Raw genomic sequence first — 23,625 nt, 5'->3', positions numbered from 1 at the left:
GGTTCAACCCCCCAGGTTGAGCGTGAGTTTGGTGACGGCGAACGCCTCGGCGTATCGCTCGTGGCATTCGATGCCGCGGATCCGCGCAAGACCGAGGAAGGCCTCCCGGTCGTACCAGGGCCGGTGCCGCTGCGAGGGGTAGTGCTCCTGCAGCAGCCGCACCTTCTCTTCTGCGATCTCCGTCGACAGCGGCTGGTACGCCGCCATACGACCGAGATCGCCGTCCCACTTGACGATCTCGTAGCCGAGCACGAGGTGGTCGCGGAAGGCGGTGGGTATCAGCTGCGCCAGGCCGCGGTGATCCTGGTGCGCGTCATCGGTGCGCGGGGCCAGGATCAGGTCCGGGTCGGTCTGCCCGCGCAGTTCCTCGACCGCGGCCTTGGCCTCGTCCCAGTGCACGGGCAGCCGGCCGTCCGGCAGCTTGTGCACGGTCAGCCGCAGGTCGGCGCCCGGGCAGAAGGCGGCGAGCGCGGCCTGCTCCTCCTGCTCCCGCTCGCTCCCGCCGCCGGAGAGCACCAGCGCGTCGACGCGGATGCCGGGCCGCGCACGGCACAGCGTCAGCAGTGTGCCGCCGGCGCCGATGGCGATGTCGTCGCAGTGCGCGCCCACCGCGACGATCTGGTCCAGGGGCCCGGCCCCGAGCCGGATCACGCGGTCATCCCGGCGTTGTCCCGCTCCCACACGGCCCACGGACGGTCACCCCGGGCGTAGGCGGCGTCGAGCGCGGCCCGCTCCTTCACGGTGTCGGTCGGCTTCCAGAAACCGCGGTGCTGGTGCGCCACCAGGCGGCCCTGCTTGGCCAGTTGGGCGCATCCGTCGGCGACCAGGTCCCCGCCCTCCGGTATGTGGTCGAAGACCTCCTGGCGGAGCACGAAGTAGCCGCCGTTCTCCCACAGCGGCAGTTCGCTCACCGCGGTGATGCCGCCCACCAGGCCGTCCTCGCCCAACTCCACGCAGTGGAACGACGACTGCGGCGGCACCACCATCATCGACGCACCCGCGTCGCGCCGCGCGAACCGGTCGATCATCTCCGGCAGCGGGGCGTCGGTGAGGACGTCGGCGTAGTTGGCGAGGAACATCTCGTCGCCGTCCAGGTGGTGCCGTACGCGGCGCAGTCGCTCTCCGATCGGTGACTCGATGCCGGTCTGCGCGAACGTGATCGTCCAGTCGGAGATGTCGGTGGACAGCAGCTCGGTCCGTCCGCCGCGCAGCACGAAGTCGTTGGACGTCGTCTCCTCGTAGTTGAGGAAGAAGTCCTTGATGTGGTGGGCGCCGTAGCCGAGGCACAGGATGAACTCGGTGTGCCCGAAGTGCGCGTAGTAGCGCATGACGTGCCAGATCAGCGGGCGCGGGCCGACCATTGCCATCGGCTTGGGCACGTCGTCGGAGGTTCCGTTGCGCATCCGCATCCCGTAACCGCCGCAGAACAGAACGACCTTCATGCTGTGACCTTTCGAGACGCGACCTCGACGATGCTCAGTTCCGGGATGGGGAAGACCAGCCGGCCGCCCCAGTCGTGCACGAAGGACAGCTGCTCGACCAGCTCGGCCCGCAGGTTCCACGGAAGGACGAGCACGTAGTCCGGCTTGTCGGCGGCTATCTGCTCGGGCGGCAGGATCGGGATGCGGGTGCCCGGGGTGAACCTGCCGTGCTTGTAGGGGTTGCGGTCGACCGTGTACGCGAGCAGGTCGGGCCGGATGCCGCAGTGGTTGAGCAGCGTGTTGCCCTTGCCCGGGGCGCCGTAGCCGACCACCGTCTCGCCGCGCTCGGCCGCCTCGATGAGGAACTTGAGCAGGTCCCGGCGCACCTTGGCCACCCGCGCGGAGAACTCGGTGTACCCGGACAGCTCCTGCAGCCCGGCGGCCTTCTCCCGGGCCAGCACGTCGGCCACCCTTCCCCAAGCTCTCGGCTCCGCTCGAGCAGGGGATACCCCTATCGTCGGCTCGCCCGCCACCTCGGCGGGCCGGGCCCACAGCCGGATGGAGCCGCCGTGCGTGGGCAGCAACTCGACGTCCACGAGCGCCAGTCCGCCGCTCGCCAGGGCCCGGATCGCGGACGCGACCGTGTAGTACTGGAAGTGCTCGTGGTAGATCGTGTCGTACTGGTTCTCCTCGATCAGGGTCAGCAGGTGCTGCACCTCGATGGAGACCCAGCCGTCGTCGGCGACCAGGGCACGCAGCCCCTGGGTGAACCCGACGACGTCAGGGATGTGCGCGTACACGTTGTTGGCCACGACCAGGTCCGCCGGACCGTGTTCGGCGCGCACGGCCGAGCCGGTGTCCGGGCTCAGGAACTCTGTGAGCGTGGGCACTCCCGCCTCCCGCGCCGCGGCGCCGACGTTCACCGACGGCTCGATGCCGAGGCAGCGGATCCCCCGGTCCACCACATGCCTCAGCAGGTACCCGTCGTTGCTCGCGACCTCGACCACGAAGGCGTCGGCGCCGAGACCCACCCGCTGGACGGCGTCGGCGACGAACGTGCGCGCGTGCTCCACCCAGGAGGTCGAGTACGAGGAGAAGTACGCGTACTCCTTGAACGTCTCCTCCGGCGTGATCAGCGGCGGGATCTGCGCCAGCCAGCAGTCGGTGCAGACCCGCAGATGCAGCGGGAACGCCGGTTCCGGCTTGTCCAGTTGATCCGCGGCGAGAAAGCTCTCGCACGGTGGCGTCGCCCCGAGATCGACGACGCTCGCCAGCGCCGCCGAGCCGCAGAGTCGGCATCGTGTCATGTACTGCCCCCCATTGTTTCCGTCCGACCCGCGATCGCGGTGCGGTACTCCTCCATCAGGCGCTCAAGCCCGACGGCCGGGCTGAAGCGCTGCTCGTAACGGCGCCGGGCCGCCTGGCCCATCTCCCGGCCCAGGTCCGGCTCGGCCGCGATCCGGCGTATGCAGGACGCGAGCGAGGCCGACTCGCCCGGCTGGTGCAGCAGCCCGGTCACGCCGTCCTCGACGAGTTCGACGAAGCCGCCGTGGCCGGCGGCGACGGCCGGGACCCCCGCCGCCATCGCCTCCGCGACCACCAGGCCGAACGTCTCCAGGGACAGCGAGGGAGCCACGACGGCGACCGATCGCGCGACGGCCTCCCGGCACTGGGCCGGGTCGAGCAGGCCGACGTACGACACGTCGTCCCGGCCCGCCGCCCAGGCGGTCACCTCGCGCTCCAGCGGCCCCGCGCCGGCGAGCACGAGCGGCACGCCCACACCGCCGCTCGCCGCGATCTCGTCCCACGCGGCCATCAGCACGCGCACACCCTTGGCCTCCGCGAGCCGGCCGAGAAAGAGGAGCTGCTCGCCGGCGCCCGCTCGGCAGGCGCCCGGATCGGGCACGAAGTTGTGCTTCACCGTCAGCCGCTCGGCCGGCATGCCGGACCGCACCAGGATGTCGCGCTGCGCCGCGGAGATGCAGAAGAACCGCTCCACGCCGGACCACCACCGCCGCCGGTTGACCGACAGGTTGACCGCGAGCGGCACCGTCGCGAGGCGGGAGTCCCGGTAGCAGCCGTGCCGGACGGCGGGCAACGGCGCCGCCGCCCCGACGCACTTGGTGCACAGCCGGCCGTCCCGCTGCAGCGTGCCGGGCGGGCAGATCTGGGTGTAGTTGTGCAGCGTGGCGACGGCGGGCACGCCCGCGTCGGCGCAGGCGGCAAGGACCGCGGGCGACAGGAGCGGGAAGACGTTGTGGATGTGCACCACGTCCGGCGGCTCGGCGCGGAGCCGGGCGGTGAGCTCCGCGCGGACCGCCGGATTCCACGGCACGAGCAGCGGCACTGCGGCCTTGGCCAGGAGAGACCGGGTGGCGATGTCGTCACTGCGCCGTTCGAACACGTCGACCCGGTGGCCGGCCGCGCGCAGCAGCCCCACTTCCTCGTCGACGACCCTGTTCTCCCCACTCGGCTGCGCCGATGAGTATCGGTTGTGCACCACGAGGACGTGCATGGTCAGCTCACCTTCCGATTCTGGGCCCAGCGCGCGATCCGTCGTCGGGGAACCGGGGGCGCCGGCAGGGGCGTGTCCGCGGCAGGGGCCGCGAGCAGCGAGGCGGCCAGGGCCAGATGCAGCAGATACGGCGAGGCGTCGCCGAGGCCGGCCTCGGTGTACGACGAGATCGCGACGTAGCTGATCAGGAAGATCGCGCAGGCCCTCGCCAGCGACGGCGGCCGCAGCAGCGCGACGCCGCCGAGCACGAGGATGACGGCCGCCACGAGGGTGACGCCGATCAGACCCTGCTCGTTGTAAACGGCCAGCCAGCTGTTGTCGATCGGCAGCCCGCCGAACGACTTGTCGCCCAGGCCCGTGCCGAACAGCTGCTCCGTGGTGGTCCGGGGGGCTGCGAGCAGGGCGTCCCAGACCTTGGCCCGACCGGTGAGGCTGGAGAAGTTCTCCTTGCTCTGTCCGCGCAGGAACCACGTCCGCAGCGCGGAGGCGAATCCCACCGCGGCCACTGTGGCGACCAGCACCGTCCAGGTGAAGAACCGGCGGGCCGCGGCGCTGGTCAGGACGAGCGAGCCGATCGCCAGCACCAGCCCGATGAGCAGGCCCACCGTGGCCGTCCGCGTGTGGGTCATCGCGAGCAGGACGAGTGACGGCACGATGATCACCGCCGCGCTCGCCCTGTCGGTCCGGCGGCCCAGTACGAGCAGCACGGTGAGCCCGATGATCACCGCGGCGTACTGTCCGATCTGCGGCGGGGTGAGCGGCCACAACGCGCCGACCAGGCGTCCGCCGTACAGCTCGGGCATGGCCGCGCCCGGCGAGATGACCAGGCCGGCGGCCGCCGTCCCGAGCGCCGCGAAGTACATCCGGATGTGGTACCGGACGAACGTCTCGCTGCCGTCCCACCAGCGGCTGACCAGCCACAGCGTGCCGACGAAGACGGACAGCCGGGCGCAGCGGAACAGCGCGCCGAACCCGGACTCCAGGTCCGCGCTGGAGATCACGCTCGGCACCAGCAGCAGGCTGAGCAGGAACACGAAGGCGCTCGGCCGGATGCGCAGCCGGAGATTGACCGCGAGCGCCAGCGTGAACGCGGCGACCAGCGCGCCCATGGTGACCATCTGGATGAGGGAGCGGGGCAGCGTGACGATGGTCTTCGCCCCGGCGGAGCCGAGCGTGTTGAGGCCCAGCAACGCCCAGACGATCCCGACGGTCTTCGGCGTGCCGGCCGGGCGCGGTGCGCCGCTCGGCCGCGTGCCCGCCGTGCCCGCCGTGCCCGCCGTGTCCAGTGTGTCCGGCAGCCCACCGCGCCGCAGGTTTCCGTCCATGTCAACCACCGGCCCGCGCGCGGAAGGTGCTGCCCGCGTCCTGCCGGTACGGCGCGCCCTGCCACTTCCTGACGCCGAGCACCTGGCTCGGGTCGTGGACGACGAAGGTCCACGGCCCGAGGTAGACGTTGTCGTGCCAGCGGTTGTCCTGCCTGAGGGTGATCGCCTCGGCCACCCGCTGACCCTTGTACGGCGACCAGTCCGGATAGGTGCCGTAGTTGGAAAGCACCGCCATGCGGTCGCACTTCGCCGTGCACTTGACGACGGACTTGTCCAGTACGAAGCGGTTGTCGTGGATGTCCACCCGCTGGGTCTTCCACCGGCAGTCGGCGTAGAGCGGTGGCTCGGCGATCGTCGGGCTCGCGCAGCGGTCCTTGTCCTTCACCAGCAACGTGCAGTCACCGGACGAGGTGTTGGCCGGGCTGTTGCAGAACCGGTCGGCGTTCTCCCACAGGGTGATCCCGTTCCAGTTGTTCTCCAGCACGTTCCGGTAGACCTCGATCTTGTCCGTGCGGGCCCGGACCCGCGGTTCGCCGCCGGCCTCGGACAGGTAGACGGTCGCGAACGGGAAGTCGTCGCCGCGGTCGGCGGACTCGCGGCCCTCGACCCAGTTGTTCCGCCGGATCGTGTTGCCCCGGATGACCGCGTTGTAGCTGATCTCGTAGATCAGCGCGGCACCGTCATTGGCCTCGATCACGTTGTTCTCGATGCGGAAGTCGTTGTTGTTGGTGTCCGCCCACAGCCCGGCTCCGCGGTTGTCGTGCACCCAGTTGCCGCGTACGTCGGCGCCGTCGACGGCCCAGAACTTGACGCCTCCGGTGCAGCCGCAGTCCGGCTTGCGCCTCTCCCAGTCGTCGGTGTTGTTGCCCACGATCTCGTTGCCCTCGACCACCAGGCCACGGATGGAGTTGCCGGTCTTGTACGCGTTCACTCCGTACTGCCCGTTGTCGCGCAGGCAGTTGGCGCGGACCCGCTGGCGGGCACCGGCCATCATCCCGGCGCCGGAGTTGTACTGGATCGTCGAGTGCTCGATCACCCACCCGTCGGCCATGTCGTGATTGACCACACCCTCGTCGTGCGGTGCGACGAAACGCTGCACGGTCAGGTAGCGGATGGTGACGTCGCGGGCGGTGCCGCCGAACGCGTACTGGTTGGTCTTGCGGCCGTCGAGCACCGCGCCCGGCGCGCCGAGGTAGCGGTTCCCCTCCTTGGGGACGACCTGGGCATAGCGTTCCGGGTCGAGCCTGTGCTTGCCCGGTCGAAGCCAGAACGTGGTGTTCGGGGGGTTGCTCTCGGTTTTCGCTGCCAGATCACCGACCACTGCGGGGTCGACCGTCACCGCGCCCGCCGGCGCCTTCGCCGGCCCGGCCGCGGGCTGCGCGCACATCCGGGCCACTGCTCGGGCCCCGGACTTGGATGGCGAAGGGGTCGGCTTCGCCTGTGTGTCCGGCGTGCTGGTGCAGCCGGTCGCTGCCAGCACGGCCAGCGTCAGCGGTACCGCCGGCAACACCCGGTGCCGCCACTTGATCCCCACGCGTCCCTCCCCCCTAGCCGCGGAACCTGAGCACGGTGGTGAAGCCCTCCGGGCCGTCGGCGACGCCGGTGCCGACCAGCGTGGTGGTGGGTTCCCTGCGCCCGAAACCGGGGGAGTACCAGCCCAGCGGCGGGTCGGTCTCGCCGCGATGCGCCCGCCAGCTCAGCTGCCCGGGCAGGTCGAGCACCGCGGAGCGCCCCTCGCCGTCCCGGGTCCAGGTGAGCACTGCCCGGTTGCCCACCAGGTCCGCGGTGATCGCCGGGCCGAGGTGGAACGCCAGCTGCACGGCCCGGCTCGGGCCGCGCACCTCGTCGACCACCCTGAGCTCCCGGCTCGCGGCCGTCAGCTCCACCCGGCGGCGGTGCACGGAGGGCTGGTAACCGTCGTGTTCGGCGCACCAGCGGGCCGTCCCCCCTTCAGAGGTGCCGGAGGTGTCCACGGCCAGAACGCGGCTGCGGGCATGCCGGGTCCACAGGAACGGGCCGCCGGAGACGGACTGGTCACCGCCGTCCAGTCGCAGAGTGTTGTGGCCGAGCGTCGACCGGAAGTACTGCCGCCACGCGGGCTGCCCGTGGTAGCAGTACGTCCCCGGGTCGGCGAGCACGTCGACCCCGTCGTGCCGGACCTCCACGGACAACGCGTCCGCGTGGGCGTGCGCGGCGATGGACAGGAAGCCGTGCGGACCACCGTCGCAGCGGCACCAGATCCCGCCCGGGCCGCGCAGGATGGTGAGCCCCGCGTCGGCGAAGTGGGACGGCCGGTCTGCCGGGCGGGTCACGGCCGGTGCGGTGCTGTCCTTCGCGTACGGCCGGATGAGCGCGGCCAGCAGCGGGGTGCGCACATCGGTGCCGGTCACCGTCGGCCACCAGGCGAGCCGGCCGAAGACGGCGTCCCCGGTGGCCAGCAGTGAGCCCCAGCGGTCGGTGCCCGCACCGTCCACGACCAGACCGTGCCCGTCGTCCGCGTCCCCCTGGCGCGGTGGCCGCAGCCGGCTGTCCACGACGGCCGCGAGCGCGTCGGTCATCCGCAGCAGCACCAGCCGGATCGACGCGGGGACCGGCACGCCTGCGGCATCCGCCTCGGCCACCGCGGCCAGGCCCAGCTCCAGCACCAGTCCGTGGTACTCGGTGGCCAGCTCGCGGTTGAGGCCGGAGGCGAAGGTGTTGCCGCGCAGATGCCGCTCCAGCGACCGCAGCGCGTCGGTTCGCCAACGCGCCGAGGAGGGGAACCACCCGAACGCGCAGGCCGCGGCGAACTGCCCGGCGGCCTCGGCGATGACGTGGTTGTTCGCCGACGACCCCCGGCTGGGGAAGGCGGCCAGCCAGCGCTGGTGGTGCCAGATCTGCTTCAGCGCCACCGGGTTGTCCTCGAACAGAGCGGCCGCGCCCGGCCAGCCGTCGAGCAGCCGGCGGATCCACACCCAGGACAGCAGCCGGATCCCCAGCTCGATGCCGCTGATCCAATGGACGCCGCGCAGCGGTGGGTTGGCCGCCCACCACGACCGCAGGTGCTCGGCCACCCGCTCGGCGTACCGCTCGTTCCCGGTGATCGCGTAGGCGGCGGCGAGCACGGTCAGGTACTGGTGCCGGGACAGCTCCCAGATCTGCTTGATGTCCCCGACCGCGTCCTCGTTCCGGTACGGCACGTCGAATGCGTAGCCCCACGGTGCCCGGCGCCCGGTCTTCGGGTCGCACCACCAGTCCGGGTCGTCCAGGTCGTCGCGGACCACCCCGAAGAACTCGGCGTGCCCGTACATCAGCCGGTCCGCCTCGGCGATGAGGCGTTTCGCGGCGTCGGGAGGGATGGCGGCGATCGTCCCGGCGGGCAGGACCGCGGTGAACCGGGCGCCGGTCACGCTCGGGCAGTCGGGCCGCGCCGACCGCCATCGCCGCCTGCGCACCGCGTCACCCACCCGGCCCGCGACCTCCTGCGGTCCCATCCGGGACAGCCGCCGCAGGTACCAGCCCGCGCTCATCGTCATCGCGCCCCCGCCAACGTCACCGGCGCACCGCCGGCCAGGCCGGTCTGCACGGCGAGGGTGGCCGCGGTCGTGGCGACCAGCGACTCCAGCGGCACCGGCATCGGCCCGCCGGTCCGAACTGCCTTGACGAACGCGGCCAGTTCGGCGTTCTGGCCCTTGTCCCGGGCCTTGGGCAGCCGCGAACTGACCCACTTCTTGGGGCCGTAGACCGAGGCACGGACGAAGTCGTCGAGCCGCAGCGCGCGGCCGTCCGCGACCAGGTCCAGCGTCTCCTTGGGGAAGCCGGCCGGGCCGGTGGTGACGTAGCTGATGGTGGCGGTGGACCCGTCCGGGTACCGCAGCACGACCTGCAGGTCCTCGTTGCCGGACGTGGCGACCGCGTACACCGAGACCGGGTCGGCATCGAGCAGCCAGCTCGCCGTGTCGATGAAGTGCCCGCCCTCGCCGGCGAACCGCGAGCCCTCGGTGCCCTGTTGGAGGTACCAGCTGCCGTGCTGCAGTCGGCCCGCGTTGACCAGGTAGCGCAGGTTCGCCGGGCCGGTCCGGGCGCCGAACCGCTGCCTGGCCTCCCGCAGCAGCGGCGCGAACCGGCGGTTGAAGCCCACCTGCAGCCGGTCGTTGCCGGATTCCTCCACCGCCGCGAGCACGCCGGCCAGCTCGTCCTGGGTGAGCGCCAGCGGCTTCTCCACGAACACGGTCTTGCCGGCGAGCAGCGCCTTCCGGGTCAGTTCGGCGTGCGAGCTGTGCCGGGTGACGACGAACACCGCGTCGATGGACTTGTCGCCGAGCACGGCGTCGAGATCGGTGGTCGCCTCGGCGAAGCCGAACTTCCGCTGCGCGTTGGCCGCGGACAGCGCCGTCGTGGTGACGACGGTCGACAACTCGACGCCGTCGCGCTGTGCCAGGTGCGGCAGCAGCATCGACGTGGCGTAGTTGCCCGCGCCGACGAAGGCGAGGCGCACCGGTGCCTTGGCGGCCCGGGCCGGGGTGGACACTTTGCCGCCGCGTCGCTTCACCGCGGGCACGGCCACCGTCGGGGCCCCCGCTTCCTCCGCTTCCCCCGCGAGTTCGGGGTACCGGAACAGCACGGCCACGGCCTTCAGTTCGCCGTCCTTCAGACGCTGGTACGTCTCGACGGCGTCGTCGAAGTCGGCGACGTGGGAGATCAGGGGCTCCACGTCGACGCTGCCGCGGGCGACGAGGTCGAGGAAGCACGCCAGGTTGCGGCGCTCGGTCCAGCGCACGTAGCCGATCGGGTAGTCGCGCCCTTCGAGCTCGTACTCCGGGTCGTAGCGCCCGGGGCCGTAACTGCGGGAGAACCGGACGTCGAGCTCCTTCTCGTAGTACGCGTTCCATGGCAGGTCCAGGCGGCACTTGCCGATGTCGACGACCCGGCCGCGGTCCCGGCACAGCCGGGCGGCCAGCTCGACGGGCTGGTTGCTGCCGCCGCCGGCTGCCAGGTACACCTGGTCCACGCCGTGACCGCCGGTGAGTTCGGCGACGGCGGTCTCCACGGCCGCGGAGGCGGGATCGCCGCAGGCCGCGGCGCCCAGGCGCTCGGCGAGCTCGCAGCGCACCGGGTCGGGGTCGGCGCCGACGACGCGGACCCCCGAGGCGGCCAGGAGCTGCACCACCAGCTGCCCGATCAGCCCGAGGCCGATGACCAGCGCCACTTCGCCGAGCCGTGACTCGCCCTGGCGGACGCCCTGCAGTGCGATCGACCCGACGGTGCCGAAGGCCGCGTGCCGCGGCGCGAGGCCGTCCGGCACCGGGGTGTAGAGGTTCTTCGGCACCCAGTTCAGCTCGGCGTGCAACGCGTGCTCGTTGCCGGCGCAGGCCACGAGGTCGCCGACCTTCACGTCGTCGATGCCGGCGCCGACCTGCTCGACCACCCCGCACAGCGAGTAGCCCAGCGGCGTGTAGGAGTCCAGCTTGCCCATCACCTTGCGGTACGTGGCGGGCACTCCGTTGGTGGCCACGCTCTGCATGACCTTGGCCACCTGGTCCGGCCGGGAGCGGGCCTTGCCCAGCATCGACATGCCGGCCTCGGACACCTTCATGAGCTCGGTCCCGGTGGAGATCAGCGAGTAGGCGCTGCGAACCAGCACACCGCCCGGCTTGCACCCCGGCACCGGCACGTCGAGCACCGCCAGCTCGCCGCTCTTGTAGTTCTGTACGACCTGTTTCACCGAAGTCCTCTTGTCTCTACGCCGTCACGGGGGAGTTCTGGCCGGACCGGGAGGTCGCGTCGCGATACCAGTACTCGAGGGTCAGCACGTGCCACAGATGCTTGGAGAAGTCCTGCTGCCCGGCGGCGTCCTCGGCGACCATCCGCGCCAGCGCGTCGCGGCGCAGGAACCCGGAGCGGACGAGCTCGCCGTCGTTGACCACCTCGCGCACCAGCGGTGCCAGATCCCGGCTCATCCAGGCGCGCAGCGGGGCGCTGAACAGGCCCTTGGGCCGGTACACGATCTCCCGGGGCAGGATCGAGGTGGCCGCCTCCTTGAGGACGGCCTTGCCCTGCCGACCGACGATCTTGCGATCACCGGGCACGGCGAACGCCGCCTTGACCACCTCGACGTCCACGTACGGCACCCGCACCTCGGTCGACGCGGCCATGCTCGACCGGTCCGTGTACGTGAGGTTCAGGCCCGGCAGGAACATCCGGGCGTCGCCCAGGCACATGCGGTTGACGAAGTCGTCGAGGTCGTTGTCCTGGTAGACGTCCGCGTGCTCGGTGAGCACGTCGTCGACCGCCTGGGCCAGGTCCGGATCGACCAGGGCGAGCAGCTCGTCCTGGTCGTACATGGTGTAGCTGCGCCGGAACGCGGTCTCCTCCGGCAGATCGGCGAAGGAGAGGAACCGCTTCGCGAAGCGCACCGACCGGAATCCCCGGCGGGACGTCGCGACCGGCAGCCGGTCCACGGCCGCGGACACCCCGCGCCGCAGGGGCCGGGGGACGCGCTGGTAGCGCAGCGCGAGCAGGTTGGCCAGGTGCTTGCGGTACCCGGCGAACAACTCGTCGGCGCCCATCCCGGAGAGCATCACCTTGACCCCGGCCTCCCGGGCGGCCGAGCAGATCAGGAACGTGTTGATCGCGGCGGGGTCGCCGATCGGCTCGTCCAGGTGGTACGTCATCCGCGGCAGCAGGTCGAGCACGTTCGGAGCGATCTCGATCTCGTGCAGGTCGACGCCGAACCGCTCGGCCACCTGCCGGGCATAGCGCAGGTCGTCCGGCATCGCCTCGAACCTGGCGTCCTCGGCGCGGAACCCGATCGTGTAGGCGGAGATCCCGGGTCGGTCGCGGGCCGCCAGCGCGGTCAGGTAGCTGGAGTCCAGCCCGCCGGACAGGAAGGTCGCCACCGGTACGTCGGAGAGCAGGTGCTGCCGAGTCGACTCCTCGACGACGGCGGCAAGGTCCGGCTGCTCGCCGCTGCGGGCCCGCTCCCGGCCCTCGGCGGCGACGTCCTTCAGGTTCCAGAACCGGCCGCGCTCCACCCGGCCGTCGGGCCGGCACCTGAGCCAGCTCCCCGGCGGCAGCTTCTCCGCCTCGCGGAACGCGCACCGTGAGTCCGGCACCCAGTAGTACAGCAGCGAGGCCACCAGCGCCGCGTGGTCCACCTCCAGCGACCCGCCGGTGGCGGCGGCGAGCGCCTTGAGCTCGGAGGCGAACACCACACCCTCGCCGCGCCGGAGCAGGAACAGCGGCTTGATGCCGAGCTGGTCCCGGGCGAGCACCAGGTCACCGGTTCGCTCGTCGAAGACGCCCAACGCGAACATGCCGCGCAGCCGGGGCAGGCAGTCCGTGCCCCAGCGCCGCCAGGCCTCCAGCAGCACCTCGGTGTCGGAGGTACCGCGGAAGCGCACCCCCGCGGCCTCCAACTCGGCCCGCAGTTCGGGCGCGTTGTACAGCTCGCCGTTGTACGTCAGGGCGAGGCCGTCCTTGACCATCGGCTGGGCGCCGGTCTCGGACAGGTCGATGATGGCCAACCGGCGGTGCCCCAGGTGCACTTCGCCGTCGCCGACGGGGTGGCTGTACCGGCCCGCCCCGTCCGGACCGCGGTGGGCGAGGGTGTCGGTGAGCCGGTCGGTCACGGACTTCCCGTCCGGCCATCGGTACGTGCCTGCGATGCCACACATGTCCTACCGAGCCTCCTGGTCGTTGTCCGGGACCCGTGCGGCCCACATCGCCAGCCGCTCCGTCCGCCGCCGGCCCGTCCCGCTCTGCCGGGCCGGCCGCTCGCTCCGGCCGCGCAGCGCGGTGTGCAGCCCGTCCCACAGCGTGCCGTCGGTCCGGTCACGCGGATCGGGGTCGATCAGCACCACACCGATCACCGGAATGTGCTGGTCCGCGAGCTGCCGCGCCACGGTGTGCAGCCATGCGGCGCTGCCGTGTCCGGCCCGTACGACGAGCACGGTCTCGGTGCCGAGGTACCGAAGGTCGGTCCACGCCGTACCGGGCGCCACCGAGCCGACGCCGAGCCGGCGATCCTGATGCGGCACGGCCGCGGCACGATCGCCGCTGACCACCGTCGGGTCACCTGGCTTCGGGCGGCGGCCCGCGAGCTGCGGGCCGGGCAGACCGTCGACGATGACCACTGGTCCCTCCGCCGCCAGTGCCCCGGCGACGTCCAGGGCGATCACGCTCGTGCTGCGCGCACAGCCCAGTTCCAGCAGCGACACCGGTTCCGCGGAGCCGCGCACGGTGCGGGCGAGGGTCGTGGTGAGGCGTTCGCGTGCCATCCGGGTCCGGCGGCGCCGCCATCTCCTGCCCGGCCGCAAGGACGCGCGGGGCAGCTCCGCGATGACCGAGGCGCCCAGGTTCGCCGCGATGTCCCGGCGCAGCACGGGGCGGTCCGCCACCACCGTGCCGACCGCCGCCAGCGCGAGTCCGAGGACGAGCCCGAGGACGAGCCCGATCGCGGCGTCGGTGGCAGCGGCCTTGGGCAGGGAGTGCCGCACCGCGCGCGGTGCGTCCACGATCTGCGTGCCGGCGATGACCTTGGGCGTGCCGGTGCGCGCCTCCGCCGCACGCTGGTCGAAATCGGCGATGCGCGAGTTGAGCTCGGCCCGGCGGGCGAAGAGCGACTCGATGCTCGCCGACGCTTCCGGGTCGCTGTCCGGAGATCGGTCTCCGATCTCCTTGTTGACCTGGGCGAGCTCCTCCCGCATGCTGTCACGCTGGTCGAGCAGGGCCTTGGCCTCGTCCTCCGCGGCGTCCCGCATCCGCCTCACATGGTCCGCGACGAACGCGTCGGCCAACGCCTTGGCCCGGGCCACCGCTTCCGCGTCGCTGTCGCCGGTCACATCGATCTGCAGCAGGTTGTTGGTCAGGCCGGTACCCCGGTAGTCCCGCATGAAGTCCTCAGGTTTCTCCGGGGACTTGAGGGATCGCAGGGCCATGCCGGCGACCCGCGTGGTCTGCAGCAGCGCGACGTCGGTGCGGATCAGCGTTCCGGTGTCGTTCGGCTGGTCCTCCTCGTGCGCGACCAGCACCTTGGTCACCGCGCTCGGCGGCGGCGGCATCAGGACCGCCACCGCCGCGCCGGCCAGCAGTCCCAGCAGGGCCAGGGCGCCCCAGAGGCGGCGGCGTCTGCGCACCGCCACGACCAGCGCCTGCAGGTCGAGGAGCGGAACGGCGGCCGACGACTCCGAAGTCGTGCTCGTCGTCACGCTGAACCTCCCGTCGCATGGCCGCGTACCGCGAGCGCCAGAGTGGCGTCGTCCGGAGGATGGGCGGCAGACCGCGTGGGCCGGGCCTGGACCGTGCCGGCGACGACGACGCCGACGACCTCGTGCCGGGCTTCCGCGCACGCCTCGGCGATGCCGGCGAGCTCCTCCGCGGTCCAGCTGCCCGAGCTGAGGACGACCAGGGCACCGGACTCGGTGTCGCGGTCCGGCACCGTCGGCCGGTCCACCGACACCTCCACCACCCGCAGCAGCGGATCGCTCTTGGCCTCGGCGACGAGCTGCCCTGCGGCCCGGCGGGCGATCTCGTCGCCGTCCGGTACGACGACCAACAGCCGCCGGGCGCCCGGCAGTCGGTCCCGGAGGCGAGCGCACACCCGCCGGTAGCGGATCCGTCGGCCCGCCTCGTCGCCTGACTTCTGCGGGGTCGGTAGGTCCCACCGGGTGTCGACGCCGAGGAGTCGGCGGATCCAGGCTCGGGGGCCCCTGCCTTCTCGCCGGTGCGTGCGCCGTTCACCGGGCACGTCGACGGTTCCGAGGAGCGTCGAGCCCAGCGCCGCGGCGATCTCCGGTTCGGTGCGCAGTCGGCGATTCATCCGTGCGGCGACGAGATGGCCGATGACCGTGAGCAGGAAGAACAGCAGCGCCCCGGCGACGATGAGCTGCGTCCTCGTCGGCGGCGCCTCGCCGGTCGGCCGGGCGGCCGGGCCCATGACGACCATGCCGGCCTTGTCGGTCGCCGGGTCGGCCTCGTCGAGCTTCTTCATGGCCTCCTCCAGCGAGGTGCGCAGGTTCTCGAGCGCGGTGCGGGCCTGCACGCTCTCCACGGTCTGCCCCGGATCGGCCGCCTTGGCCAAGTCGGTGATGCGGCGGTTGGTCTCCTCCACCTTCTTCCGCAGCGCCTCGGCTTCCGTGGCCGCTCCGGCGTCGGTGCCGCCCACGATCCGCGCGGCGAACTTCACGAACTGCTGGGCCAGCCGGTCGGAGAGCTGCTGCGCGCGCTCCGGGGTGTCGGCCGTACCCGTGATCGTGATGATGTTCCCGTCGGCGGCCTTGGCGCCCACTCGATCCCGCAGCTCGGTGCCACTGACGCCGGACCAGTCGAGAGCGGCGGCCGCGCGGTCGAGCACCGTCGAACTGGTCGCGATCTCCACCTGAGTCAGCAGTTCGCGCTCCTCCCACTGCCCCGGCAGCAGTACCGATGCCGACGCCGTGTAACGCGGTGGGAACACCACCACCGAGGAGCCGTAGCCGACGAGTGCGCCCACCACGGTGAGGAGGGTGAGAAGCCGCCACCGCCGACGGAGTATCCGCCCGATCGTGACGAGGCGGATCGTGTCATCGCTCAACTGCGCTGCCTCTTCCCTGTGCGGACCTGGTCGCCCGCCGACACCGGAGTGCGGTCACGGCACGCGGCGGCGTAGGCGGCGAGCAGCGACGCCTGCGAGTTCCGCCAGGAAAGCTGCCCGCTGATCCGCTCCTGGCCGATCTCGCCCATCCGGGCCCGCTTCTCCGGATCGTCCAGCAACACCGTGATGAGCTTGGCGAACTGGGACTCGTCGTCGGCGGGCGCGTAGACGGCGGCGTCACCGGCGGAGACGCGCGCCTCCTTCAGGTCGAAGGAGACGATCGGCCGGCCCATCGCCATGTACTCCAGGACCTTGTTCATGGTCGAGACGTCATTGAGCGGATTGCGCGGGTCGGGGGAGAGGCAGACGTCCGCGGTGGACAGGTAGCGCACCAGGTCGGCGTCCGGAATGCGCCCGGTGAACTGCACCTGCTCCGAGAGCCCGAGCCGCCGGGACAGCTCCACCATCGCGTCGAAGGCGTCGCCGGAGCCGACGAACACCGCGTGCCAGTCGGTCCGCCCGAAGTCGTCGCGCAGTTTCGCGAGGGCGCGCAAGGCGTAGTCGACGCCGTCCTGCGGACCCATGACGCCGAGGTAGCACAGCAGATGAGGCTTGCCGCGCTTCAACTCCGGCTCGGGCGGCACCGGTTGGAACCGGTCGATCTGGGGCGCGCTGCGCACCACGAAGACGTCCTGCGGCCGCTTGCCGCCACGGCTCACCGCGACGTCCTTGTAGCTCTCGTTCGTGGCGAGCACGATGTCCGCGGCCCGGTAGGTCCGCCGTTCCAGCGCGCACACGGCGCGGTAGAGCAGGTCCTTGCCGCGGTCGAACCGGGAGAGGTACAGCTCGGGTACCAGGTCGTGCTGGTCGAAGACGAACCGCGCGCCGCGCCGCCTCAGCCACCGGGCCGCCAGGAACAGCAGGTCGGGCGGGTTGCAGGCGTGGACCACGTGGACCGGGCCGACCTTGCGGGCCAGCCGGGCCGTGTGCCACAACGCCGTTCCGTACTCCTTCAGGTAGCCGGCCGGGCCTCCGGTGGCGGCGCGCAACGGGTAGCGGTGGATCCGCACCCCGTCGATCACCGCCTCCGGCTCCGTGTCCCGCTTCTCCCCCCGGGGACAGATGACGTGGACTTCCCAGCCCGCGTCGCGCAGCGTCGTGCACTCCTGCCACACCCGCCGGTCGAACGGCACCGACAGGTTCTCCACCAGGATCAGTGCGCGCCGGCCCGGCCCGTCACCGCTGATTGCATTACCAAGCAAGGCCCACGTACCCCGGTTCGGCCCGACGCGCCTCGGCGTCGGGAAGGCGGATGAGGTCGACGATCACCGGGCCGTCGCCATGCGGCAGCGCAGACAGCACGGCCGGATCCCTGGTCCCGACCAGGCACACCTCTGCGTGCTCGAGGACCTCGTCGACGGAGTCCGCGAGCAACTGCGCGAGGTGCGGCAGCCGCGTCTCGATGTACTCGCGGTTCGCGCCGATCAGCCGGGAGAGGCTCACGTTGGCGTCGTGGATCCGCAGGTCGTAGCCCTTGCCGTGGAGCCTTTCCGCCAGCTCGACCAGCGGGCTCTCGCGGAGGTCGTCGGTGCCGGGTTTGAACGACAACCCGAACAGGCCCACCCGGCGCTTGCCGGTGCGCTCGACCAGCTCCACCGCGCGCTGCAGATGGTCGGAGTTGGAGGGCAGCACGTGGGAGAGAATGGGCACCGAGACGTCGGCCCGCTGCGCCGCGTGAACCAGGCTCCGCAAGTCCTTGGGCAGGCAGGAGCCACCGAAGGCGAAGCCGGGCCGCAGGTAGGCGGGACTGATGTTCAGCTTGCGGTCGGCCAGGAACACGTCCATCACCTGGTGCGAGTCCACCCCGAGCGCCTGGCACACCGCGCCCAGCTCGTTCGCGAAGCCGATCTTCAGTCCGTGGAACGCGTTGTCCGCGTACTTGATCGCCTCGGCCGTCGGGACCGGCACCCGGAACACCTCGCCGGGCAGGCCCTCGTACAGCGCCATCACCGCGTCGCCGCTCGCCGGGTCGAGCTCGCCGATGACGGTCTTGGGCGGGTCGAAGAAGTCCCGCACGCTCGTGCCCTCGCGCAGGAACTCCGGGTTGACCGCGACCCCGACGTCCACCCCGACCGTGCCGCCGAGGTTCTTCTCCAGGATCGGCACCAGCAGGTTCAGGCAGGTGCCCGGGAGCATGGTGCTGCGGAACACGACGGTGTGCCGCCCGCCCCGCTCGGCCAGCGCGGCGCCGATCTCCTCCGTGACCCGCTCCAAGTACGTGGTGCACAGGCTGCCGTTGGGCTCCGACGGCGTGCCCACACAGACCAGCGAGATCTCGCTGTCCATGATCGCCTCGCGGACGTCGCCGGTGGCGCGCAGGGCTCCGGTCCGCACGACGTCGGCGATGAGCTCGCCGATCCGCTCCTCGACCACCGGGGCCTTGCCGTCGTTGACCAGGTCGACCTTCACCTGGTTGACGTCCACCCCGATGACCTCGTGACCCATGCTGGCCAGGCACGCGGCCGACACGCAGCCCACGTAGCCGAGCCCGAAAACGCTGACTCTCATGACCCGTTCCTCCCCCCAGGCAGGCCCTTGCGGCCTGCGGTCCGTGCGTCGGCCGGACGACCGCACCCGCGCATCAGTAGGCCCCCTGGCCATGGAGCACCGCTCGCAGCGTCTTCCACAAGATCACTGTGTCCAGGGCGAGCGACCAGTCCTCCACGTACCGCAGGTCCAGCCGGACCGCTTCCTCCCACGACAGGTCGCTGCGTCCGCTGATCTGCCACAAGCCGGTGAGTCCGGGCTTGACCAGCAGCCGACGCTTGATGTCCGGGCCGTACGCGGCGGACTCCTCCGGCAACGGAGGCCGCGGACCGACGAGCGACATCGATCCGGTGAGCACGTTGAAAAGCTGCGGGAGCTCGTCGATCGAGTACCGGCGCAGCACGGCTCCCACCCGGGTCACGCGCGGGTCCCGGCGGAGCTTGAACAGCAGGCCTGCGCCCTCGTTGCGGTCGGCCAGCTCGGCACGTGCCCCGTGCGCCCCGGCGACCATGGTGCGGAACTTGAGGATGGTGAACTCGCGGCCGTCCTTGCCGACCCTGCGCTGGCGGTAGAACGCCCCACCCCGGCTGTCCACCAGCACGAGCAGCGCGACGAACACCATCAGCGGCGCGAACAACATCAGCAGAAACGTTGCGCCTACTCGGTCTACGACCCCTTTGACCGCCCGGCGGCCCCCGGTGAAGGTCGGCATGCTGACCCGCAGCAGCGGGATCCCGAGCACGGCGTCGACGTGCAACCGCGGGCCGGCCACCTCCATCAGCACGGGGGCCACGACCATCTCGGCGTCGCTGCCTTCGAGGTTCCAGGCCAGCCGCTGCAGCCGGTCCGGTGACCAGTGCGGGTCCGGGGTGACCGCGACGACACGGTAGCCGCCGCGGCGGACGTGGTAGGCGACGTCCGCCAGCCGGCCGACGACCGGCACTCCGTCCAGTCGGTCACCGTAGAGCCCGGGACCGTCCGTCGTGCACACCGCATCCACCCGCCAGCCGAGGTGCGGGAACTTGCGGGTTCGGGTGATCAGGTCGCGCACGGTGGCCGGGCTCCCGGCGGCGAGCACCGGTCTCAGGCACCGCCCTTCCTTCCGCTGTCTGTGCAGCGAGAGGCGCAGCAGATACCGCGCGGTCATGGTGACGAGCGCGATCGCGGGGATCGCGACGAAGATCCAGAGCTTGATGTTGCGCGAAGTGAGGGCGATCCCGCCGAGTGCCAGTACGACGGTCGCCGCGAACACTGAGCGTCCGAGCCGGCGGAATTCCTCGGCCCCCTGGCCGAGCACGGCCGGAGCCCACGCCCGGCCCACCGCAAGCGCCCCCAGCACCAGCAGCTCGGTGCCGAACGCGAGAATTCCCCACTTCTCATGCCAGTTGGCCGCGTCCCGGGCCCCGAAGAAGTTGCCGATCGCCGCTACCACGAAGGCGGTGGCCACGGTATCGCTGGTGATCACGGTACGGCGGTACCGCTGCTCCCAGTCGGTCGCGGGCCGGATGATGGCCCCGTTCTCCGGACGTCCGCGCGTCGACGGAAACGGGCTGACCATGCCCCCTTGCTGCACAGAACCCCCCAGGTTCCCCAGTGGTTCGACGTGTTCGCCCAGCACTGTTCCTCCCCCCGGGAGGCCCCCGCCTCCCGCACTGTTCCTCCCCTCGGGAGGCCCCCGCCCCCCGCGCCGCGCTGCTCCTCCCCGCGGGAGGCCCCCGCCTCCCGCGCATGACATACCGGCTATTGCAGAGTTACTTGAACAGCCCACCCCGGCGGCAGCAGACTCGCTTGTCCTGCCAACCTCTCCAGGTGCGCGGGAACTTGTCGAAACCTCGGGTGCTCCCCGCACCCAAGGCCCCCTCTCGGGCTCCAAGAATTGATCATCCCCACGCCCGGCGCCGGGGACGCGACTGCTGGCTTTCCATAGCGCCGGACCTATTGATCATTATTGGTCGCCTCGTGTCCGATCAGCTGAAGCACGGTCAATCTAGACCATCGGGGCCAGTTTTGAAGAGGGGATGTGTGTAATTTGTGTTCAAGCTTTGAGCCTTGATCCACAGATCGGTCACCACCTACCGCTGCCTTCACGCCACCGCGCGGCACCAGCAGCTCACCCGGCCCCCGGGCGCGGCTTCCACGCGCTGGTGATCGCCGAGCTGCAACCGGCCTCCCCCGGCGTCCGGTTCGGCAACAACTCCCCACTGTTCGTGCACTACGGCGTGCCGCGGTGGTCGCCCGAGGCGGGTGGAACGCTCATCGACTCGGAGACCTGGCTGGAAGGCTTGAGAACAGGGACCGAACTTGGGTCTGGGCTGCGGTTTCGCGCGTGTCTCGTCTCGTCCGGCATGGCCGGTGATCCGGACTGTCTCCCGCTCCAGGCATCACCGCTGAGAACGGCCGCCTGCGTGAGGAAGGCGCAACACCCCGCGCACCGCCTCAGCAGCGGACGATGCCCTGGCTGGACAGGTGCCGCCGGCTACACCGCCGCTCGAGCGCAAGGCCGAGCGTTTCCTGGCCTTCGCCGACTTGGCCAGTGCCCTGATCTGCTACCGGCGCTTCTCCGATCCGGACATTCTTGGAGTCCCATGGGATGGCCGGATAGCGGAGGTGCGGGGATGAGCGTGAGGTGGGCGGCGACGGCACTGGAGTCCGGGCGGTTCTCCGCACTTGAGAGGTGCTCGGACGTTGGGGAGCTGGTGGATCACTTCAACGAACTGCGCTCCCGTGGCCAGGGGTACCTTGAAGTCCGACTGCCAGGCGGTGAGTTTCCCCAGCTGACTCTTGGCTTTCAAGGTGATCTAGGAGTCCTCCATCTGTTCGAGGACGCTGAGAGGTCGTCCTTGCTCGTCGGAGACGGCTCCGCCACAGCGGATGCCGTGATCGACGTCCTGGTCATGGATGACCTGGCTGCGTTCAACGGCGACTTCGCCCTGACCGTCGACCGCGCATGGGCTCTCGTGCGCCACTTCATCCAGACAGGAGCGCCCGGCGAACTGGGCGAGTGGTGTGAGTTGTAGGCACGGCACGAGCGCCGATCGAGACACCGTCTGAAACCACGTGTGGCGTCCGGAACGCCACGTCGTTCGGGTCAGTGGCCGGCCACCGCCAGGACACCAGGTCGCCACTGCTGGTGTGGGTGCTGGTGAGCCCTCGGCCGAGGGCTCCACCTGGCGCGCGGTCGCGGCGTGCCCGGTCTGTGGCAGCCCGGTGGGTGTGCAGACGGCCAGTGCGGCGTCAGTGGTGCAAGGGGCGGGAGGAAGCGCGGGGGCCCCGGCGGGGGAACCCGGGTCCCGCGCCGGCCGCGGAGTGCGGCCGGCGGGGACGACGGTTCGGCGCCGGGGCCGAGCCACGGTCCCTGATGAGGGCTGCCGCCCGTCATCAGGGGCGCTGGTGTCCGGCTGACCGTCGACCACCTCCTCACCGTCGGCCGCCTCCGCGTCGACGGTGTCGTGCGGCCCGGGTGTCCCGGGGCGAGGTCACCGGTTGGGGTGCAGGACGACTTTGGTGTAGCCCTCGACGCGCTTGTCGAACTTCTCGTACGCCGTAGGCGCCTCGTCGATCGAGAGTTCGTGCGAGACGACGAAGCTGGGCCGTGCGCGCCCCTCGACGATCATGTCACGGAGCTGCCGGTTGTAGCGCTTGACGTTGCACTGGCCGGTGCCCAGGCGCAGTCCCTTCTCGAAGAGCCTGCCGATGGCCACCAGCAGCATGCCTTGCTTGGCTTGCTCGTTCGGCCCGCCGGGGTCGGAGGGGACGTACAGGCCCGGAATGCCGAGCGCTCCGGTCGGCCGTACCGTCTCGACGAGCGAGTTCAGAACGGTCGCCGGCTCCTCGCGGTCCTCGCCGTGGGCCTGGGCCTGGTAGCCCACCGCGTCGATGCCCTTGTCGGTGCCTTCTCCCTCCGTCTGTTCCTTGATCTGCTCCACCGGACTGCCGTCGGCGAAGTTGACCGGGATCGCGCCGATCTCCTCGGCCTTCTGCAGCCGCTCGGCCACCCGGTCGACGACGAACACCTTCCGGGCGCCGCGCAGCATGGCGGAGTAGGCGGCCATCAGGCCGACCGGGCCGCCGCCGTACACCGCGACGCTCTCGCCCGGACGGACGTCGGCCAGTTCGTTGCCGTGGTAGCCCGTCGGGAAGATATCGGCGAGCAGGACGAAGTCGTTCTCGTTGGCGTCGCCCTCCGGGAGCTTCAGGCAGTTGAAGTCGGCGTACGGTACTCGTACGTATTCGGCCTGGCCTCCGCTGAACGGCCCCATCGCGACGTAGCCGTACGCACCGCCGGCGAATCCGGGGTTCACGGTCACACAGAAGCCCGTGAAGCCGGCCGTGCAGTTCTTGCAGAATCCGCAGGCGACGTTGAAGGGCATGACCACCCGGTCGCCCGGCTTGAGCGAGGAGACGCCGTCGCCGGTCTCCTCGATGATTCCCAGGTTCTCGTGGCCGAAGACTATGCCCGGCTCGGCCGCGGTGCGGCCCTCGTACATGTGCAGGTCGGAACCGCAGATCGCGGTGGACGTCACGCGGACGATCACGTCGTTCGGGTGCTGGAGACCGGGGGCCTCCACTTGCTCGACCGCGACCTCGAACGGTCCCTTGTAGACGACGGCCTTCATGCTTACGCACCTCCAAGCGGTAGTGCCGCTTTCGTGCCCTCGTGCTTTCGTGCTCTATTTCATGCTCCATCCGCTATGTGTCTTGAGACAAGTTGGCTACTGTCGTCATGCAAACGGTGATTTTGTGTTAGTCGCAGACGGCAGCCACTGAGTAAGCCCTCGGAAGAGAGAAAGCAAAAAGTGATACGACGCCTCGGAACCCTGCTCGTCCCCGTGTCCGGACTGTCCGGCACCACCTACCCGCCCGGGACCACCGTGTCGATCAGCGGCCGGGGGTCGGCCGTCGATGGTTTCGTCGACGGAGACTGGCTCCCCCTTGCCTGGTGGGAGTTCGCCGAGGGCCGTACCGAGGACGCCCCCGAGGCCTGACCAGCCGTTCCTTCCCCTCCTCTTCCTTCCTCTCCGCACCGTCCTCTTCCTGCCTCTCCGCCTCCGGGTGCAGGGTGCCGGGGCACCCGGTTGGCCCGCCTGCGGATGCCGCTCGCGCCCGCGTCGCGCACGATGGCCGGAGGCGGTCACAGCCGGCCCGACCGGCTGTGCGGGAGGTGCAGAACATGCCGGTACCTGTGTCCAGGGCGTCCACGTGGCAGCGCGGCTCAGCGGCGCCCACGTCAACCCCGCGGTCTCGGTGACCGCGAAGATCAGCAGC

The 23,625-nt window shown here is 71.0% G+C and carries 17 protein-coding genes; 2 read left to right on the top strand and 15 right to left on the bottom strand.

What is annotated here, in order from left to right; genetic code table 11:
- Positions 1-3 precede the first annotated feature (3 nt).
- The 14 genes from ACPT94_RS16445 to ACPT94_RS16380 form a co-directional block, all read right to left on the bottom strand.
- Positions 4-651, bottom strand: coding sequence for a PIG-L deacetylase family protein (locus ACPT94_RS16445; RefSeq protein WP_360340558.1), 648 nt, complete (start codon positions 649-651; stop codon positions 4-6).
- On the bottom strand, positions 648-1,442 hold the full coding sequence (locus tag ACPT94_RS16440) for a sugar phosphate nucleotidyltransferase (RefSeq protein WP_360340561.1): 795 nt from the start codon (positions 1,440-1,442) through the stop codon (positions 648-650). The genes ACPT94_RS16445 and ACPT94_RS16440 overlap by 4 nt, the downstream gene beginning before the upstream one ends.
- Positions 1,439-2,728 carry a class I SAM-dependent methyltransferase gene (locus tag ACPT94_RS16435; protein ID WP_360340564.1) on the bottom strand — a complete coding sequence of 430 codons (1,290 nt, stop codon included), beginning with the start codon at positions 2,726-2,728 and terminating at the stop codon, positions 1,439-1,441. Before ACPT94_RS16435 ends, ACPT94_RS16440 begins: the two co-directional genes overlap by 4 nt.
- A complete protein-coding gene (locus ACPT94_RS16430) occupies positions 2,725-3,936 on the bottom strand; it encodes a glycosyltransferase (RefSeq protein ID WP_425246146.1) in 1,212 nt (403 codons plus the stop codon). The genes ACPT94_RS16435 and ACPT94_RS16430 overlap by 4 nt, the downstream gene beginning before the upstream one ends.
- 2 nt (positions 3,937-3,938) lie before the next feature.
- Positions 3,939-5,261 carry an O-antigen ligase family protein gene (locus ACPT94_RS16425; RefSeq protein WP_360340570.1) on the bottom strand — a complete coding sequence of 441 codons (1,323 nt, stop codon included), beginning with the start codon at positions 5,259-5,261 and terminating at the stop codon, positions 3,939-3,941.
- A 1-nt stretch (position 5,262) separates the two neighbouring features.
- Positions 5,263-6,795 (bottom strand): right-handed parallel beta-helix repeat-containing protein, encoded by a 1,533-nt coding sequence (locus ACPT94_RS16420; RefSeq protein ID WP_360340573.1) that lies wholly within the window; start codon positions 6,793-6,795, stop codon positions 5,263-5,265.
- 13 nt (positions 6,796-6,808) lie between these two features.
- Positions 6,809-8,776 carry a heparinase II/III family protein gene (locus tag ACPT94_RS16415; protein WP_360340576.1) on the bottom strand — a complete coding sequence of 656 codons (1,968 nt, stop codon included), beginning with the start codon at positions 8,774-8,776 and terminating at the stop codon, positions 6,809-6,811.
- A complete protein-coding gene (locus ACPT94_RS16410) occupies positions 8,773-10,965 on the bottom strand; it encodes a bi-domain-containing oxidoreductase (RefSeq protein ID WP_360340579.1) in 2,193 nt (730 codons plus the stop codon). The genes ACPT94_RS16415 and ACPT94_RS16410 overlap by 4 nt, the downstream gene beginning before the upstream one ends.
- A 16-nt stretch (positions 10,966-10,981) precedes the next feature.
- Complete coding sequence (gene asnB, locus ACPT94_RS16405) at positions 10,982-12,916, bottom strand: asparagine synthase (glutamine-hydrolyzing) (RefSeq protein ID WP_360340582.1); 1,935 nt, start codon at positions 12,914-12,916, stop codon at positions 10,982-10,984.
- Positions 12,917-12,919: 3 nt separating this feature from the next.
- Positions 12,920-14,449 carry a Wzz/FepE/Etk N-terminal domain-containing protein gene (locus ACPT94_RS16400; RefSeq protein WP_360340585.1) on the bottom strand — a complete coding sequence of 510 codons (1,530 nt, stop codon included), beginning with the start codon at positions 14,447-14,449 and terminating at the stop codon, positions 12,920-12,922.
- Positions 14,446-15,813 carry a Wzz/FepE/Etk N-terminal domain-containing protein gene (locus ACPT94_RS16395; protein ID WP_360340588.1) on the bottom strand — a complete coding sequence of 456 codons (1,368 nt, stop codon included), beginning with the start codon at positions 15,811-15,813 and terminating at the stop codon, positions 14,446-14,448. The genes ACPT94_RS16400 and ACPT94_RS16395 overlap by 4 nt, the downstream gene beginning before the upstream one ends.
- Positions 15,810-17,075 carry a glycosyltransferase family 4 protein gene (locus tag ACPT94_RS16390; protein WP_425246145.1) on the bottom strand — a complete coding sequence of 422 codons (1,266 nt, stop codon included), beginning with the start codon at positions 17,073-17,075 and terminating at the stop codon, positions 15,810-15,812. Before ACPT94_RS16390 ends, ACPT94_RS16395 begins: the two co-directional genes overlap by 4 nt.
- Positions 17,065-18,381 (bottom strand): nucleotide sugar dehydrogenase, encoded by a 1,317-nt coding sequence (locus ACPT94_RS16385; protein ID WP_425246144.1) that lies wholly within the window; start codon positions 18,379-18,381, stop codon positions 17,065-17,067. Before ACPT94_RS16385 ends, ACPT94_RS16390 begins: the two co-directional genes overlap by 11 nt.
- 73 nt (positions 18,382-18,454) lie before the next feature.
- Entirely contained in the window at positions 18,455-19,933 is a 1,479-nt protein-coding gene (locus tag ACPT94_RS16380; RefSeq protein WP_360340597.1) for a sugar transferase, read from the bottom strand.
- Between the two features lie 1,042 nt (positions 19,934-20,975).
- Between ACPT94_RS16380 and ACPT94_RS16375 the strand changes: the two genes are divergently transcribed.
- Positions 20,976-21,377: a hypothetical protein gene (locus ACPT94_RS16375; RefSeq protein WP_360340600.1), complete on the top strand. Its 402-nt coding sequence runs from the start codon at positions 20,976-20,978 to the stop codon at positions 21,375-21,377.
- A 459-nt stretch (positions 21,378-21,836) separates the two neighbouring features.
- On the opposite strand, the gene ACPT94_RS16365 is transcribed toward ACPT94_RS16375, so the two are convergent.
- Positions 21,837-22,976 (bottom strand): glutathione-independent formaldehyde dehydrogenase, encoded by a 1,140-nt coding sequence (locus tag ACPT94_RS16365; RefSeq protein WP_360340606.1) that lies wholly within the window; start codon positions 22,974-22,976, stop codon positions 21,837-21,839.
- 180 nt (positions 22,977-23,156) lie between these two features.
- Between ACPT94_RS16365 and ACPT94_RS16360 the strand changes: the two genes are divergently transcribed.
- Positions 23,157-23,345 (top strand): hypothetical protein, encoded by a 189-nt coding sequence (locus ACPT94_RS16360; protein WP_360340609.1) that lies wholly within the window; start codon positions 23,157-23,159, stop codon positions 23,343-23,345.
- The last annotated feature ends 280 nt before the right edge of the window (positions 23,346-23,625 follow it).

The sequence above is a fragment of the Streptomyces aurantiaciflavus genome, from assembly GCF_049808595.1.
Taxonomy (GTDB): domain Bacteria; phylum Actinomycetota; class Actinomycetes; order Streptomycetales; family Streptomycetaceae; genus Streptomyces.
This window is presented reverse-complemented; position numbering and strand designations above follow the sequence as displayed.

Bases quoted from the DNA above. Each gene is read 5' to 3' on its own strand.
- ACPT94_RS16430 (WP_425246146.1), bottom strand. From the start codon at position 3,936: ATGCACGTCCTCGTGGTGCACAACCGATACTCATCGGCGCAGCCGAGT.
- ACPT94_RS16375 (WP_360340600.1), top strand. From the start codon at position 20,976: ATGAGCGTGAGGTGGGCGGCGACGGCACTGGAGTCCGGGCGGTTCTCC.
- ACPT94_RS16385 (WP_425246144.1), bottom strand. From the start codon at position 18,381: ATGAGAGTCAGCGTTTTCGGGCTCGGCTACGTGGGCTGCGTGTCGGCC.
- ACPT94_RS16365 (WP_360340606.1), bottom strand. From the start codon at position 22,976: ATGAAGGCCGTCGTCTACAAGGGACCGTTCGAGGTCGCGGTCGAGCAA.
- ACPT94_RS16425 (WP_360340570.1), bottom strand. From the start codon at position 5,261: ATGGACGGAAACCTGCGGCGCGGTGGGCTGCCGGACACACTGGACACG.
- ACPT94_RS16440 (WP_360340561.1), bottom strand. From the start codon at position 1,442: ATGAAGGTCGTTCTGTTCTGCGGCGGTTACGGGATGCGGATGCGCAAC.
- ACPT94_RS16415 (WP_360340576.1), bottom strand. From the start codon at position 8,776: ATGACGATGAGCGCGGGCTGGTACCTGCGGCGGCTGTCCCGGATGGGA.
- ACPT94_RS16435 (WP_360340564.1), bottom strand. From the start codon at position 2,728: ATGACACGATGCCGACTCTGCGGCTCGGCGGCGCTGGCGAGCGTCGTC.
- asnB (WP_360340582.1), bottom strand. From the start codon at position 12,916: ATGTGTGGCATCGCAGGCACGTACCGATGGCCGGACGGGAAGTCCGTG.